Origin of the sequence: Dryocola clanedunensis (genome assembly GCF_038405435.1) — a bacterium.
Taxonomy (GTDB): Bacteria; Pseudomonadota; Gammaproteobacteria; order Enterobacterales; family Enterobacteriaceae; genus Dryocola; species Dryocola clanedunensis_A.
This window is the reverse complement of sequence record NZ_JBBYHZ010000007.1, coordinates 130,012-144,054: the sequence shown is the minus strand read 5'-3', so window position 1 is coordinate 144,054 and position 14,043 is coordinate 130,012. Positions and strand designations below refer to the sequence as shown.

Sequence of the window (14,043 nt, the reverse complement as noted above, 5' to 3'; positions counted from 1 at the left end):
TCAAGCTATCAGGATGCTGGCGTCACCAGGGGCGCATAGCCGCTGAGTTCAGACACCAGATCGTTCACGCCGTCGCTCATGTTCACAAAGCGGGTCAGCGGCGAACGGGTGATCACCACAAATACCCCGACGTTACTTTGCGGCACCATCGCCATATAGGTGATGAAGCCGCCTCCGCCGCCGGTTTTCTGCACGATCCCCGGACGGCCATTCTTCGGCGACATATAGACCCAGCCCAGGCCCAGCGCGTCGGCCTTGCCCGGCACGTCCATGCCAATCACCTTGTGCAGCTGCTTGCGCTGGTAGATCAGCGTTTGCATGCGGTCCGCCTGGCCGTTGCGCTGGTGGAAGTCAGAGCTTAAGAACTGCTGCATCCAGCGCATCATGTCGTCCGGCGTCGAATAAACCCCGCCGCTGCCCACTGCCGCCAGCGTGTTATCGCAGGGGCTGGCACCTTTTTCAGCCACCATCAGGCGCTTGCACTGGTCCGGCGAAGGGGTAAACGTGGTGTCTTTCATGCCCAGCGGACGGGCAATCTGCTCGTCAAACAGCGTGGCGTAGGGTTTTCCGGCGGCCCGGCTAAGGGCATCCGCCAGCAGATCAAAGGCCAGGTTTGAATACGCCGCCGTACTGCCCGGGGCATATTTCAGCGTGGCGGTTGAGAGCCAGTTCCAGCGCTGGTTTTGCGTGGGCCATGTGAATACGGTGCGGTGCGCCGCGCCGCCGGGCTGTTCGCGGGGCAGGGCGCTGGTATGCGTGGCCAGGTTCACCAGCCTGATGGGTTCACCTTTAAAGGTCGGCACCCGTGCGCCGGGCGGCGCGTATTTGCTTAGCGGATCGTTCAGCTTCACTTTGCCCTGATCGAGCATTTTCACCAGCATCTCGCTGGTCATCAGCTTGGTCAGCGAGGCGATACGGATCACCGAATCGAGCTGGGGCCGCACGTTGTTGCCGGGGCGGGTTTCGCCAAAGCTGTGGAACACACGCTGGTTGCCGTCGATCACCACCATCGCCATGCCGGTAGCGCCGCTGCCGTAGAAGATATGGTTGGCGTAGCGCTCCGCGATTTCAGAAGCAAAAACAGGGTCGGGCGAGGTTTGCGCAAACCCCAGGACGGGCAGCGCAGCAAGAACGAGCGCGGCGATGCGCGGGAGACGAATTTTCAACGCAAGTAATCCATATGGCAAAGTGAGGCGGTATTGATCGTATTTATACTACTCAAGCGCTCTGCGCAAACGCGGAAAATGAGGTTTGTGATGAGAAAAAGCGTAACGCGGCGTTTCAGCGGGGATTTTGGCTGTTTTTTGCACCGCAGCCGGTAGCTACGGTGCCTTTATCGTTAATTCGATTTAGTGGCGTCTTTCTGCATCACCTCGTCTGTGGTGCCGCCCTTTTCGATCATTTTTTCGTTATCTTTATGCTCTTCACGCATCTGCTGGCCGCTCTGGCACTCTTTGTCCGTTTTGTTCTCTTTTGCCCGGCAGTCATCGCTGATATGACCCGGATTGCTGAGCTGTTCTTTTTGTTCGGCCTTGCTTGAGGTGCTCTGCGCAGGGTTTTGCGCAAAGGCGGACGTGCCGGTCAGCAGGATCGCGCAGGTAAACAATAGCGAGGTGATTTTTTTCATGGCGTTAAGTCCTTCAGGGTGGAGGGGTAACCCTGTAAGTAATAGTGCAAAAGACCTATGCTGTAAAAAGCAGAATCAGACGATGCCTGTCTGTTTTTCGTACTCTCAACCATGTATAACGGACACCTGCGCCGCGTGGCCAGCGAAGAGCAGTAAAAAAACTGACATCTCCTATACATAGACTGAACGTAAAATGCGTATCATCATCTTGTAAGTTTATTACTTTGCTGCAACTATCCTCGCCCCGTGGCGTCTAAGTAGTAGCCTGCGCTGTACCGCTAATGATTTAATTCTTTATGCGATACACCCCATTCACGCATAAAGAAGCTCAACTATGTCAACAAAACCGCTGTTTTCCAAAGCCTTGCTTCATCCACGTTACTGGTTGACCTGGTTTGGCCTGGCCATTTTATGGCTCTGGGTACAGCTGCCTTATCCCGTTCTCCTGAAAATGGGCCGTTTTATCGGCAAATTTTCCATGCGCTTCTTAAAGCGCCGCGTCTCCATTGCGCGCCAGAATCTTAAACTCTGCTTCCCGCAGTATTCCGACCAGCACGTTGATTCCATCGTCGAGCAAAACTTTGCCTCCCTCGGTATGGGCCTGATTGAAACGGGCATGGCCTGGTTCTGGCCTGACGAGCGAGTGCGTAAATGGTTTGACGTGCGCGGGCTGGAAAACCTGCATGCCGCCTGCGCAAAGGGCCGTGGCGTGATGGTCATCGGCGTTCACTTTATGTCGCTTGAGCTGGGGGGCCGCGTTATGGGCCTGTGCCAGCCGATGATGGCGATGTACCGCCCGCACAACAATAAAGCGATGGAGTTCGTGCAGACCATCGGTCGTTCACGCTCCAATAAAGCGATGATTGACCGCCGCAATCTTAAAGGCATGGTCAAAGCGCTGAAGTCCGGCGAAGCCGTGTGGTTTGCCCCGGACCAGGACTACGGCCCGAAGGGCAGTTCTTTCGTGCCGTTTTTCGCCGTTCAGGAAGCCGCCACCACCAACGGCACCTACACCATCGCGCGGCTGGCAAAACCGGCCATTCTGACCACGGTGCTTATCCGCAAGCCGGACGGCTCCGGCTACCAGCTGGTGATTGAACCTGAGCTGGTCGACTACCCGGTGGATGACGAACAGGCCGCTGCCGCCTACATGAACCGTAAGATCGAACACGAAATCATGCGCGCGCCGGAGCAGTATCTCTGGCTACATCGCAGATTTAAAACGCGTCCTTTCGGCCAGGACAAGCTCTACAGCGCCTGATCCTGCGGCGGGTATGCTACGCTTCTGGGGAATTTCAACAGGAGAAGAGCCATGCCCGCATCGCGCATTTTGATGGTCATTGATATGCAAAACGGGGTGTTTGATACACCTCGTGCCTCCCGCGAAGATTGTACCTCCCGCATCAACCGGCTCATCGACGCCGCAGACCAGGTGATTTTCATCCAGCACACCGAAGAGGGGCTGGAGCCGGAAAGCCACGCATTCGATCTTCTTCCTGAACTTACCCGGCCAGCAAATGCCCTCTATGTCACCAAAACGGCCTGTGATGCTTTCTATCGCACAACGCTTGAGGACGTTCTGCAAAGCCATGGCATATCTGACTTTGTGGTTTGCGGCTGCGCGACGGATTACTGCGTGGATACGACGATAAAAAACGGCGTCAGCAAGGGCTATGCCATGACGGTAGCAGGGGATGCCCACACTACGGCGAACCGCCCGGCTGCGGCTGCGGAAGTACTGATTGCCCACTATAACGACGTCTGGCGTACTCTGACTATCCCCGGTAACCGGCTGGACGTGAAGGACACGGCGGAGATTCTGACGGCGTGGACGACTATCTGAAAAGTTTACACATTACTTGATACAACATTCCCCAGGCTTTACTGTGCCCGGATCCGCTATAAATAAGCGTTGTCGTAAAAATAACTAAAAGAACCTTAAGTTCAGGAGTGTTGTAATGTTTAAGTCGTTTTTCCCACGCCCGACAGCGTTTTTCCTGTCGGCTTTTCTTTGGGCGATATTAGCCGTTATCTTCTGGCAGGCCGGTGGGGGCCACTGGCTGCAGCAGCTCGCCGGTGCTAAGGGCGATGTGCCGATTAGCGCCGCCCGCTTCTGGTCGCGCAGCTACCTGGTTTTCTATGCCTACTACGCGGTTTGCGTCGGGGCATTTGCCGCTTTCTGGTTTATCTACAGCCCGCACCGCTGGCAGTACTGGTCCATTCTCGGCTCTTCCCTGATCATCTTCGTCACCTGGTTTCTGGTGGAAGTGGGCGTGGCGGTCAACGCCTGGTACGCGCCGTTCTATGATCTGATCCAGACGGCGCTTAGCTCGCCGCACAAAGTCACCATCGGGCAGTTTTATCATGAGGTTGGCGTCTTCCTGGGGATTGCGCTGATCGCGGTGATGGTGGGCGTGATGAACAACTTCTTCGTCAGCCACTACGTGTTCCGCTGGCGGACGGCGATGAACGAATACTATATGGAAAACTGGCAGCTGCTGCGCAACATCGAAGGTGCCGCCCAGCGTGTGCAGGAAGACACCATGCGTTTCGCCTCGACGCTGGAAGATATGGGCGTGAGCTTTATCAACGCTATCATGACGCTGATTGCCTTCCTGCCGGTGCTTGTTACCCTGTCAGCCCACGTGCCGGAGCTGCCGATTATCGGCCACATTCCTTACGGCCTGGTGATTGCGGCGATTGTCTGGTCCCTGCTGGGTACCGGCCTGCTGGCGGTGGTGGGCATTAAGCTGCCGGGGCTTGAGTTTAAAAACCAGCGCGTTGAGGCGGCCTATCGTAAAGAGCTGGTGTATGGCGAAGATGACCCGACCCGCGCCTCGCCGCCGACGGTTAAAGAGCTGTTTAACGGCGTGCGTCAGAACTACTTCCGCCTGTATTTCCACTACATGTATTTTAATATTGCCCGCATTCTCTATCTGCAGGTGGATAACGTCTTTGGCCTGTTCCTGCTCTTCCCGTCGATTGTGGCCGGGACGATAACCCTGGGCCTGATGACGCAGATTACCAACGTCTTCGGCCAGGTGCGCGGTTCGTTCCAGTACCTGATTAGTTCGTGGACGACGCTGGTGGAGCTGATGTCTATCTACAAACGTCTGCGCAGCTTTGAACGCACGCTGCAGGACATTCCGGTAGAAGCCGCAGGCGAGTCGGTATAAAAAATGCGGCCCCATCATGGGGCCGCATTTTTAATGTCCTGCCGAAGGCGCGCCCGGCGCGCCGGAGCGGACAAACGGCGGACGCGCAAACCAGATAACCAGAATCAGCGCCATAAATCCCCAGCCCAGAATCCAGAAATAATCGATGGTCGACATCATGTAGGCCTGCTGCTCGATGGTCTTATCGATAAACGCCATATGCTGCTGGGTGGCGCCCCCCATCTTCTCGACGTAATCCACCGCTGCCGGGTTGTACTGCGAGACGCTCTCCGTCAGGTTCGCATGATGAAAGATCTCCCGGCGTGACCAGATCCACGTCGTCAGCGACGAGGCGAACGAGCCGCCCAGCACGCGGAAGAACGTTGCCAGACCAGAGCCTTCCGCCACTTCCGCCCCGTTCAGGTTCGACAGCACGATGGTGGTGATCGGCATAAAGAAGAACGCTACGCCAATCCCCATAAACAGCTGAACTTCGGCGATGGTGCGGAAATCCACGTCGGTATTGAACTGCGCGCGGATCAGGCAGGACGCGCCCATCGTCAGGAACGACAGCGAAGCCAGAATACGCAGGTCAAATTTCGTCGCATAGCGGCCGATTATCGGCGTCATAATCAGCGGCAGCACGCCCATAGGCGCTGCGGCAAGCCCGGCCCAGATTGCCGTATAGCCCATCTGCGTTTGCAGCCACTGCGGCAGAATAATGTTGATGGCGAAGAACGCCGCGTAGCCCAGCGTCAGCGAGAGAGTGCCGATGGCAAAGTTGCGATCCTTAAACAGGCGCAGGTTCACAATAGGGTGGCGCTCCCCCAGCTCCCAGATGACGAACGACACCAGCGAAATCGCCGAAATCACCGTCATGATGATGATGTGCGTTGAGGCAAACCAGTCCAGATCGTTCCCTTTATCCAGCACGATTTGCAGCAGCCCTACCCCCAGCACCAGCAGGGCGATACCAATGTAGTCGATGGGCGAGTGGGTGGTTGTCTCTTCCCGGGCGCGAAGCTGCGTCCAGACCACAATCGAAGCAAAAATGCCGATCGGCACGTTGATATAGAAGATCCACGGCCAGGAGTAGTTGTCGGTGATCCAGCCGCCGGTAATCGGCCCGACGATAGGGGCGACCACGGTCACCATCGACAGCAGGGCCAGCGCCATGCTGCGCCTGCTGGAGGGGAAGATCACCAGCAGCAGCGTCTGGCACATCGGGAACATCGGCCCGGCAAAGAAGCCCTGCAGGGCGCGGAAGATAATCAGCTCCGTCATGCTGTGGGCGAAGCCGCACAGGAACGAGGTGAGGGTGAACATCACCACCGAACCGATAAACAGCTTCAGCTGCCCGAACCGGCGGGTAAACCAGCCGGTCAGCGGCAGGGCAATGGCGTTACACACCGCAAAAGAGGTAATAACCCACGTGCCCTGGTCCGCACTGACGCCGAGGTTCCCGGCGATGGTCGGCAGCGCAACGTTTGCGATGGTGGAGTCCAGCACCTGCATGAATGTCGCCAGCGACAGCGCGAGCACCGCCAGCCACATATTGGGCGGCGTAAACGAGGCCTTATCTTGCATAACGTCTCTCTTAACGGCTGCCCGCGGCTACCGTTTTGCTGTTGTCATGAAGGATTTTAGCCACCAGTTTGTCCGCCTCGGCCAGCGGGTTTTGATACACGTCCGTGGTGAAACGCGGGGCGCTAACGGTTTGCTGCGGCAGCAGGTGACCGCCGTCGTCGCGGATATCCACGCGAACGTTCATCGACAGGCCAACGCGCAGCGGGTGTTTCTGCATGTCGTGCGGATCCAGCGTGATGCGCACCGGCAGACGCTGCACGATTTTGATCCAGTTGCCGCTGGCGTTCTGGGCAGGCAGCAGGGAGAAGGCGCTGCCGGTGCCGATGCCCAGGCTTTCGATGGTGCCGTGATATTCCACGTCGTCACCGTAAAGATCCGCGCTGAGGGTGACTTTCTGGCCCAGGCGCATGGTGCTCATCTGGCTCTCTTTGAAGTTGGCATCCACCCACACTTCGCTGAGCGGCACGATGGCCAGCAGCGTGGTGCCGGAATCCACGCGCATACCCAGCTGCACGGCGCGTTTGGCCACGTAGCCGCTCACCGGCGCAACGATGGTGCTGCGGGCGTTGTCCAGGAAGCGCTGGCGCAGGGTGGCAACGGCGCTTTTAATCTCCGGATGGCTGTCGATAACGGTGTCATCAACCATCGCGGTATTGGTGCGTAATGCTTCCTGCGCGGCGGCTAAGTCGCTCTGCGCGCTGGTTACCGCATCGCGGTAGTGGGAAAGATCTTCCGCCGCGATTGCACCGGTAGAGAAGATTTTCTGGCGGCGGGCATAGTCATTCTGCGCCGTTTGCAGGGCGACTTTTTTGGCCGCGACCTGGGCACGGTAGTTATCCGCCGTGCTGTACAGCCCGCGAACCTGACGCACAGTGTTTGCCAGGTTCGCTTCCGCCTGTTGCAGAGCGATTTCAGTGTCGCTCGGATCCAGCAGCACCAGCGGCTGGCCCTTCTGCACGAAGTCGCCTTCATCAACGGTGACCTGGGTCACCGTGCCGCCAATCTGCGGCGTCAGCGTGACCTGGTTGCCGTTAACGTAGGCATCGTCGGTGGATTCATAGAAGCGGGCGTAAAGCAGATACCACGCAAGTATTCCCCCGGCGGCCAGCACCAGGATCAGAAACAGAATAATAAAGTTACGTTTGCGCTTGCTGCCGCGCTCAACGTGTTGGGCAGGTGTGGTTTCCATCTTGTGATGACCTTTATTGAAGACTTAGCGATGAGGTGCGACGATCTCGTCCGGCAGCATTTTTGTGATCAGCTCTACCAGTAAACGGGACTCATCGTGGGTGAGTCGGGCGGTGAGATCGCCGATGATTGAGGTCAGCGCCTCTTTTTCAAAACGGTCGCAAAGGGCGTGGCCTTTGTCAGTCAGGGCCAGAATCACCTGACGTTTATCCTGCGGGTTCGGGGTGCGGGCAATCAGCTCCCGCTTCACCATACGGTCCACCATGCGGCTCATGGCACCGGCGTCCATCACCAGATTTTTGCTGATTTCCACGGGGCTGGTGAAACCTTTATGGATACTGATAAGCACCTTGAACTGCGGGGCAGTGATATCCGCACCGGCAAAATAGTGGCTGATGAGCTGGTCTTTGAACTGGTTTGCGAGGTGGATAAGTAAACCGAGGTGAAACTTAGTGCTGATAATACCCGGATGGTCGTTCATGATATTTGCCTGGTCAGTAATTACAAATGAAACTACTGACCAGGCATTTATTTGTCAACGTACCGTCAAGAAAAGCGCACGTTTTGTCAGGCTGCCAGCCAGGCCGCCGGGCATTCTGGGCGCCTGGAGCTGATAGCTCAAATATCTTGATATGATTGATTCATCAGTATTTATGATTGTCAGGGGCGGCAATAGCGGGCACAGTTAAACCTTAGCCCGGCGGCCCTGACGTGGCGATTATTCAAGCGGGCCAGACAAAACAAGCACAACGGAACGTTATGACGACTGCAACTGAAAACAGACAGCATGGACTTTTTGCCCTGAGCCTGGGGGCCGCGCTGCTCCTTACCGGGTGTACTACCAAAACCGCCCCCTCCGTTTCCGAAACCGCAAAGCCGGTGGATGTGGAAACGGTGGTGAAGCAAAAGCTGCCGCCGGGCCAGAAGGATCGCAGCGCCTGGGCGAAGGAGTTAGCGACCACCTTCAAGAGCCAGGATATCGCGCCAAGCGAGGAGAATATCTGCTCCGTGCTGGCGGTGGCGCAGCAGGAGTCCAACCTGGTGGCGGACCCGGCGGTGCCGAACCTGAGCGCTATCGCCTGGAAAGAGATCGACCGCCGCGCCGAAAAGATGCACATTCCGGCGTTCCTGGTGCATACCGCGCTGAAGATTGAATCACCGAACGGCAAGAGCTACAGCGACAGGCTGGACAAGGTCAAAACCGAAGGCCAGCTGAGCGCCATTTTCGACGATTTTATCGGCATGGTGCCGATGGGACAGAAGCTGTTCGGCAACCTCAACCCGGTGCACACCGGCGGGCCGATGCAGGTAAGCATTGCTTTTGCAGAGCAGCACACCAGCGGCTATCCGTGGAAGATGGAGGGCACGGTGCGTCAGGAAGTCTTTACCCGGCGGGGCGGCATGTGGTTCGGCACTTATCATCTGCTGAACTACCCGGCGAATTACACCCGGCCTTTATACCGCTTCGCGGACTTCAACGCCGGATGGTACGCCAGCCGCAACGCCGCCTTCCAGAATGCGGTAAGCAAGGCTACGGGAACGAAGCTGGCGCTGGACGGAGATCTTATTCTCTATAACACAGACAAAGCGGGCAGTACGGAGCTTGCGGTCAGAAAGCTGGCGGGCAGGCTGGATATGAGCGACAGCCAGATCCATCGGGCGCTACAGAAAGGCGACAGCATCGACTTCGAGAAGACCGATCTCTACGAGCAGGTTTACGCGCTCGCGGAGAAAAAAGCGGGCAAGAAATTACCGCGTGAGATGCTGCCGGGCATCACGCTGGAAAGCCCGAAAATCACCCGTAATTTAACGACGGCATGGTTTGCAAAACGGGTAGATGACAGACGTGCGGCTTGTATGAAGAGGTAAAAAATGGTGGATGACGCTGGCGTAGGTTGGATAAGCGCAGCGTCATCCGATGCTTAATATTCGTGCCGGTGGTGGTATTTCACCATCAGGGCAATCAGGCCGAGGAAAGCGCAGCCCAGCAGGAACGGCACCAGGCCAAACACGGTGCTTACGGCCAGCCCCATCTCAATGCGCGGGCGGGTTGCGTCGTTGCCCTGAGCCAGGTGCTCAAGCACGCCTGGCGCATGCACCAGTAAGTTAAGGATCTGGCTGCCGACCCAGAAGCAGAACAGAATGAATACCGCATAGGCGATATTGCTCAGGGTAGCGCCACCAGTTTTGGATGAAGAAACGGTAATCGTTGTGGGGACAACGTGTTTCGACAAGGTAATTTCAGTCATAGAGACCTCCCGTGTAACCGTACCGCCAATCAGGTTTCCGCCCGATAATTGCAGCAAGTGTGGCAGGTCATAAGGTTTGTCAATATCAGATTGTTGGTAATTTCAGCGCCGGAATCTTCCTGGATGCGCAATTTTTGCGTGTTATCACAATTTCGTAACTTAAATGCAATTTTCGTAACATAATCTCGATTGACGTCTATAAACGAGCGGTTTCCCGGCGGCGGCTATGCGACAATGCCGCCACTGAATGACGGCGGGCGGATAACATCATGATGGCAAAAACACTGAGTCAGAAAATGCGGCGCGACTGGCACTATTATGCCGTGGCGATCGGGCTGATTTTCATCTTAAACGGGGTGATTGGCCTGCTCGGTTTTCAAACCGAAGGCTGGCAGAACTACGCGGTGGGGCTGGTCACCTGGATAATCTGCTTCTGGCTGGCGAGCTTTATCATTCGCCGTCGCCCGGAGCCGGAGGAGCCGGGGACGGCAGAAGAGTAGCCTTTAGTGGGTAATCGAGCTTTTCAGCCGGGCGTCCAGCTGGTGACGCTCAAGCGCCAGCTCAATAAGCCGTGAGATCAGCGTCTGGTAATCCAGGCCGCTGGCCTGCCAGAGTTTTGGGTACATGCTGATATTGGTGAAGCCGGGCAGCGTGTTGATCTCGTTGATAATCACCTCGCCGTCTTCGGTCAGGAAGACATCCACGCGCGCCATGCCGCTGCACTCCAGCGCCTGATAGGCCTGCACGGCAATCCCACGAATTTTATCGTTAATCTCCTCGGGCAGTGACGCCGGTACAACAACCTGCGCGCCCTTATCGTCAATGTATTTGGTGTCGTAAGAATAGAAGTCGCTGCTGACCACCACTTCGCCACAGGTGCTGGCCTGCGGGTCATCGTTGCCCAGCACGGCACACTCAATTTCGCGGCCTTTGATGCCGGTTTCCACCACCACCTTGTGATCGAATTCAAACGCCAGCGCCACGGCGGTTTCATACTGCTGCGCGTTGCTGATTTTGCTCACGCCCACGGAAGAGCCCTGGTTTGCCGGTTTGATAAACAGCGGCAGGCCCAGCTTCTGCTCTATCTCGGCAAAGGTGATTTTGCTGCGGCTGGCGCGGGTGAGGGTGACAAACGGCGCGACGTTCAGCCCGGCATCGCGCAGCAGGCGTTTGGTGACGTCTTTATCCATGCTTACCGCAGAGCCCAGCACGCCGGAGCCCACAAACGGCAGGTTTGCCATGCGCAGCATGCCCTGCAGGGAGCCATCTTCGCCCAGCGTGCCGTGCACGATAGGGAAAATCACATCCAACTGCGGAAGCTGCTGCGCGGAGCTGGAGTCAATCAGCTGGTCCCGCGTCTGGCCAGGCACCAGGGCGACATTTTTCTCGGAGCGGTTGAGGGCAATTAGCGCCGGGTTCTGCGCGTTGAGCAGATAGCTGGAGGCGTCGTTAACGTGCCACTGGCCCTGTTTGTCGATGCCGAGCAGCACGACCTCAAACTTCGCCTTATCAATGGCGTCGACGATATTTTTTGCCGACTGCAGCGACACCTCGTGTTCCGCCGACCTGCCACCAAACACGATACCAACCCGCAGTTTTGCCATGCCCAAACCCATCCTTAATCATTACGAAGGGGGACAACATACCACGCTCATAACGCGGATTCATGTGCTTCGTGGCGGCTTAAAACGTCCTGACTTCTATACTGATTATTCCGTAATCAATAAAGGGCCGGGGAATGGCAAAAGGAGTAAACATGCTGATTGGTTTCACCGTGACGGCGCTGGCGGGGCTATGGCTTTATGAGCGACTGCCCGCCCAGTACAACCCCTTTGCTCCGCTTTCTATCGACGATCCGCCGACGCTGGTCACCCGCTACAAGCTGCGCCAGATGGCGAATCATCCCCAGACCTGCCTGGCGCTGCTGGAACAGGCGGCGGAGCGCCAGCAGCTGCGCTTTCGGCCGGTGCCGAACACCGGGGGCACCTGCCCGCTTACCGATGTGGTCAGGGTGCAGAGCTTCGGGGAGATTTCACTGAGCAGCAGCTTTCTCGCGAGCTGCCCGCTGGCGCTCAGCGCCACCATGTTTATCCATCAGCGTGCGGCCCCGCTCGCAAAAACAACTTTTGGCAGCCCGCTAGTCCGCGTGAACCATCTCGGCAGCTACGCCTGTCGCAACATCTACAATCGTAAGGATGCACGGCTAAGCGAGCACGCCACGGCGGATGCGTTGGATATCAGCGGCTTCGGGTTTGCCAATAAGCAGCAGGTGAGCGTGGTGAAAGGCTGGCAGGCCAGCGGCAGGGGGAGCGAGTACCTGCATGCGGCATTTGACGCAGGCTGCCCGTTCTTCGGCAACTCGCTGGGGCCGGAGTACAACGCGGCGCACGCCAACCATTTCCATCTGGGCATGCGCGGCTACGGTCTGTGTCGATGAAATTAATTTGTATGATAAACTTCACAGAATCTCGCCCCTTTATTCACCCCACTGATTAAGCGCATCGTATGGAATCCTGGAAGGTCAACATTATCTCGGTCTGGTTCGGCTGCTTCTTTACCGGCCTGGCCATCAGCCAAATTCTTCCGTTTTTGCCGCTCTACGTCGAGCAGCTGGGGGTCACGTCGCACCAGGCGCTGTCGATGTGGTCGGGGCTGACGTTCAGCGTGACCTTCCTGGTGTCCGCCATCGTTTCGCCGATGTGGGGCAGCCTCGCGGACCGCAAAGGCCGCAAGCTGATGCTGCTGCGCGCCTCCCTCGGCATGGCCGTGGCGATTTTTTTGCAGGCCTTTGCCACCAACGTCTGGCAGCTCTTTATTCTGCGCGCGATTATGGGGCTGACCTCCGGCTATATTCCCAATGCTATGGCGCTGGTCGCTTCGCAGGTCCCCCGTGAGCGCAGCGGCTGGGCAATCAGTACGCTCTCTACCGCGCAAATCAGCGGCGTAATAGTGGGGCCGCTGCTGGGCGGGTATATGGCGGATACGCTGGGCCTGCGGATGGTGTTTTTTGTTACGGCGGCGCTGCTGATGGTCAGTTTTACCGTGACGCTGCTGCTGATTAAAGAAGGCGTGCGCCCGAAAATCAGCAGGGCCGAGCGGCTCTCCGGGAAAGCGGTCTTTGCCACGCTGCCCTATCCCTGGCTGATGCTGAGCCTGTTTATTACCACGCTGGTCATCCAGCTGTGTAACGGCTCCATCGGCCCGATCCTGGCGCTGTTTATTAAACATCTCTCGCCCGACAGCACCAATATCGCCTTTATCAGCGGCTTTATTGCGGCGGTGCCGGGGATCTCCGCGCTCTTTTCGGCACCCAAATTAGGCAAGCTCGGCGACCGGATCGGTACGGCTCGCGTGCTGATGGCGACGCTTATCATTGCCGTGGTGCTGTTCTTCGCCATGTCCTTTGTGACCTCGCCAATGCAGCTTGCGGTCCTGCGCTTCCTGCTGGGCTTTGCCGACGGGGCGATGCTGCCCGCCGTGCAGACGCTGCTGGTCAAGTATTCCAGCGACCAGGTGACAGGGCGCATATTTGGTTATAACCAGTCGTTTATGTATCTGGGCAACGTGGTAGGGCCGCTGCTGGGGGCGGGCGTGTCCGCCATGGCCGGGTTCCGCTGGGTATTTGCCGCCACCGCCGTGGTGGTGCTGATCAACATCGTGCAGCTTGGCTTCGCGTTGCACCGTAAACGCCAGAAGGATCGGCGGCTGGGCGTTAAGAATAGATTTAATTAACTTCTGCACCATTTCATTATTTCTGAAAAGGAAATCAGAGATAATGAGATCGCATCGATATTTTATATATCGGCTGTATGCAGTTTTTTTTGCGCTTTCGCACACTCTTAACCTGTCATATAAAAATAATAGTTCTGCCCACTAGGCAACTTCCGGAGGGAATGCTACCGTCTGCTTTCAACCTTTTAGGGATAATGGCAATGAAAAATCTCATAGCTGAGCTACTGGTTAAACTCGCTGAAAAAGAAGAAGAGTCGAAAGAGTTCGTCGCACAAATCGAAGCGCTGGAAATCGTTGTGACGGCCCTGCTGCGCAGAATGGAACAAAGTGAACAAAACGCCTTAATAACCAGTATTGAGGCTGCTATGCATGACGCTCGCCCAAAGGGGGTTGTTACTACCCGTGATACTGAGCTCCTGCAACAATATTTAGAGAAGCTGCTGACCCATCCACGAAGCTGAAACCCGCCGCTGTCATTTAACTGTCATCAGATATTTATATTGTT

15 protein-coding genes are annotated in these 14,043 nt (G+C 56.8%); 8 read left to right on the top strand and 7 right to left on the bottom strand.

Annotated features, from left to right (window positions below; genetic code table 11):
* Positions 1 to 8: 8 nt before the first annotated feature.
* Positions 9 to 1,166 (bottom strand): D-alanyl-D-alanine-carboxypeptidase/endopeptidase AmpH, encoded by a 1,158-nt coding sequence (ampH, locus tag AAE045_RS16165; protein WP_455548602.1) that lies wholly within the window; start codon positions 1,164 to 1,166, stop codon positions 9 to 11.
* 173 nt (positions 1,167 to 1,339) lie between these two features.
* Positions 1,340 to 1,627: a hypothetical protein gene (locus tag AAE045_RS16160; protein ID WP_455548601.1), complete on the bottom strand. Its 288-nt coding sequence runs from the start codon at positions 1,625 to 1,627 to the stop codon at positions 1,340 to 1,342.
* A gap of 334 nt (positions 1,628 to 1,961) precedes the next feature.
* Here AAE045_RS16160 and lpxP point away from each other — a divergent pair, with 334 nt between their 5' ends.
* The 3 genes from lpxP to sbmA all read left to right on the top strand — a co-directional run bounded on the left by lpxP (position 1,962) and on the right by sbmA (position 4,803).
* Complete coding sequence (lpxP, locus tag AAE045_RS16155) at positions 1,962 to 2,888, top strand: kdo(2)-lipid IV(A) palmitoleoyltransferase (RefSeq protein ID WP_455548600.1); 927 nt, start codon at positions 1,962 to 1,964, stop codon at positions 2,886 to 2,888.
* A gap of 51 nt (positions 2,889 to 2,939) precedes the next feature.
* Complete coding sequence (locus AAE045_RS16150; protein WP_455548599.1) at positions 2,940 to 3,470, top strand: isochorismatase family protein; 531 nt, start codon at positions 2,940 to 2,942, stop codon at positions 3,468 to 3,470.
* 115 nt (positions 3,471 to 3,585) lie between these two features.
* Positions 3,586 to 4,803, top strand: coding sequence for a peptide antibiotic transporter SbmA (gene sbmA / locus AAE045_RS16145; RefSeq protein WP_455548598.1), 1,218 nt, complete (start codon positions 3,586 to 3,588; stop codon positions 4,801 to 4,803).
* A 30-nt stretch (positions 4,804 to 4,833) separates the two neighbouring features.
* Here sbmA and AAE045_RS16140 read toward each other — a convergent pair whose 3' ends face one another.
* Genes AAE045_RS16140 through AAE045_RS16130 form a run of 3 tightly spaced genes read right to left on the bottom strand, consistent with a single transcriptional unit; the run spans position 4,834 to position 8,038 of the window.
* Positions 4,834 to 6,369: a DHA2 family efflux MFS transporter permease subunit gene (locus AAE045_RS16140; protein WP_455548597.1), complete on the bottom strand. Its 1,536-nt coding sequence runs from the start codon at positions 6,367 to 6,369 to the stop codon at positions 4,834 to 4,836.
* Between the two features lie 10 nt (positions 6,370 to 6,379).
* On the bottom strand, positions 6,380 to 7,558 hold the full coding sequence (locus AAE045_RS16135) for an efflux RND transporter periplasmic adaptor subunit (protein WP_455548596.1): 1,179 nt from the start codon (positions 7,556 to 7,558) through the stop codon (positions 6,380 to 6,382).
* A gap of 24 nt (positions 7,559 to 7,582) precedes the next feature.
* Positions 7,583 to 8,038, bottom strand: coding sequence for a MarR family transcriptional regulator (locus tag AAE045_RS16130; RefSeq protein WP_455548595.1), 456 nt, complete (start codon positions 8,036 to 8,038; stop codon positions 7,583 to 7,585).
* Positions 8,039 to 8,316: 278 nt separating this feature from the next.
* Here AAE045_RS16130 and AAE045_RS16125 point away from each other — a divergent pair, with 278 nt between their 5' ends.
* Positions 8,317 to 9,426 carry a DUF1615 domain-containing protein gene (locus tag AAE045_RS16125; protein ID WP_455548594.1) on the top strand — a complete coding sequence of 370 codons (1,110 nt, stop codon included), beginning with the start codon at positions 8,317 to 8,319 and terminating at the stop codon, positions 9,424 to 9,426.
* Between the two features lie 53 nt (positions 9,427 to 9,479).
* On the opposite strand, the gene AAE045_RS16120 is transcribed toward AAE045_RS16125, so the two are convergent.
* On the bottom strand, positions 9,480 to 9,806 hold the full coding sequence (locus AAE045_RS16120) for a DUF2755 family protein (protein ID WP_455548593.1): 327 nt from the start codon (positions 9,804 to 9,806) through the stop codon (positions 9,480 to 9,482).
* Positions 9,807 to 10,078: 272 nt separating this feature from the next.
* On the opposite strand from AAE045_RS16120, the gene AAE045_RS16115 reads away from it, so the two are divergent.
* Positions 10,079 to 10,306: a DUF2754 family protein gene (locus tag AAE045_RS16115; protein WP_455548649.1), complete on the top strand. Its 228-nt coding sequence runs from the start codon at positions 10,079 to 10,081 to the stop codon at positions 10,304 to 10,306.
* Positions 10,307 to 10,309: 3 nt separating this feature from the next.
* Here AAE045_RS16115 and ddlA read toward each other — a convergent pair whose 3' ends face one another.
* Positions 10,310 to 11,410, bottom strand: a complete 1,101-nt coding sequence (gene ddlA / locus AAE045_RS16110; RefSeq protein ID WP_455548592.1) for a D-alanine--D-alanine ligase — start codon at positions 11,408 to 11,410, stop codon at positions 10,310 to 10,312.
* Between the two features lie 134 nt (positions 11,411 to 11,544).
* Here ddlA and AAE045_RS16105 point away from each other — a divergent pair, with 134 nt between their 5' ends.
* From AAE045_RS16105 to iraP, 3 genes are all read left to right on the top strand, one after another.
* Entirely contained in the window at positions 11,545 to 12,243 is a 699-nt protein-coding gene (locus AAE045_RS16105) for an extensin-like domain-containing protein (protein ID WP_455548591.1), read from the top strand.
* A 68-nt stretch (positions 12,244 to 12,311) separates the two neighbouring features.
* Positions 12,312 to 13,538, top strand: a complete 1,227-nt coding sequence (locus AAE045_RS16100; protein ID WP_455548590.1) for a multidrug efflux MFS transporter — start codon at positions 12,312 to 12,314, stop codon at positions 13,536 to 13,538.
* A 200-nt stretch (positions 13,539 to 13,738) separates the two neighbouring features.
* Positions 13,739 to 13,999 carry an anti-adapter protein IraP gene (gene iraP, locus AAE045_RS16095; RefSeq protein ID WP_455548589.1) on the top strand — a complete coding sequence of 87 codons (261 nt, stop codon included), beginning with the start codon at positions 13,739 to 13,741 and terminating at the stop codon, positions 13,997 to 13,999.
* Positions 14,000 to 14,043 lie beyond the last annotated feature (44 nt).

Excerpts from the sequence above, each read along its gene's own strand:
- AAE045_RS16120 (WP_455548593.1), bottom strand. The coding sequence starts at position 9,806 with ATGACTGAAATTACCTTGTCGAAACACGTTGTCCCCACAACGATTACC.
- AAE045_RS16150 (WP_455548599.1), top strand. The coding sequence starts at position 2,940 with ATGCCCGCATCGCGCATTTTGATGGTCATTGATATGCAAAACGGGGTG.
- sbmA (WP_455548598.1), top strand. The coding sequence starts at position 3,586 with ATGTTTAAGTCGTTTTTCCCACGCCCGACAGCGTTTTTCCTGTCGGCT.
- AAE045_RS16100 (WP_455548590.1), top strand. The coding sequence starts at position 12,312 with ATGGAATCCTGGAAGGTCAACATTATCTCGGTCTGGTTCGGCTGCTTC.
- AAE045_RS16115 (WP_455548649.1), top strand. The coding sequence starts at position 10,079 with ATGGCAAAAACACTGAGTCAGAAAATGCGGCGCGACTGGCACTATTAT.
- AAE045_RS16130 (WP_455548595.1), bottom strand. The coding sequence starts at position 8,038 with ATGAACGACCATCCGGGTATTATCAGCACTAAGTTTCACCTCGGTTTA.
- AAE045_RS16135 (WP_455548596.1), bottom strand. The coding sequence starts at position 7,558 with ATGGAAACCACACCTGCCCAACACGTTGAGCGCGGCAGCAAGCGCAAA.
- AAE045_RS16125 (WP_455548594.1), top strand. The coding sequence starts at position 8,317 with ATGACGACTGCAACTGAAAACAGACAGCATGGACTTTTTGCCCTGAGC.
- ddlA (WP_455548592.1), bottom strand. The coding sequence starts at position 11,410 with ATGGCAAAACTGCGGGTTGGTATCGTGTTTGGTGGCAGGTCGGCGGAA.
- AAE045_RS16160 (WP_455548601.1), bottom strand. The coding sequence starts at position 1,627 with ATGAAAAAAATCACCTCGCTATTGTTTACCTGCGCGATCCTGCTGACC.
- iraP (WP_455548589.1), top strand. The coding sequence starts at position 13,739 with ATGAAAAATCTCATAGCTGAGCTACTGGTTAAACTCGCTGAAAAAGAA.
- lpxP (WP_455548600.1), top strand. The coding sequence starts at position 1,962 with ATGTCAACAAAACCGCTGTTTTCCAAAGCCTTGCTTCATCCACGTTAC.
- AAE045_RS16140 (WP_455548597.1), bottom strand. The coding sequence starts at position 6,369 with ATGCAAGATAAGGCCTCGTTTACGCCGCCCAATATGTGGCTGGCGGTG.
- AAE045_RS16105 (WP_455548591.1), top strand. The coding sequence starts at position 11,545 with ATGGCAAAAGGAGTAAACATGCTGATTGGTTTCACCGTGACGGCGCTG.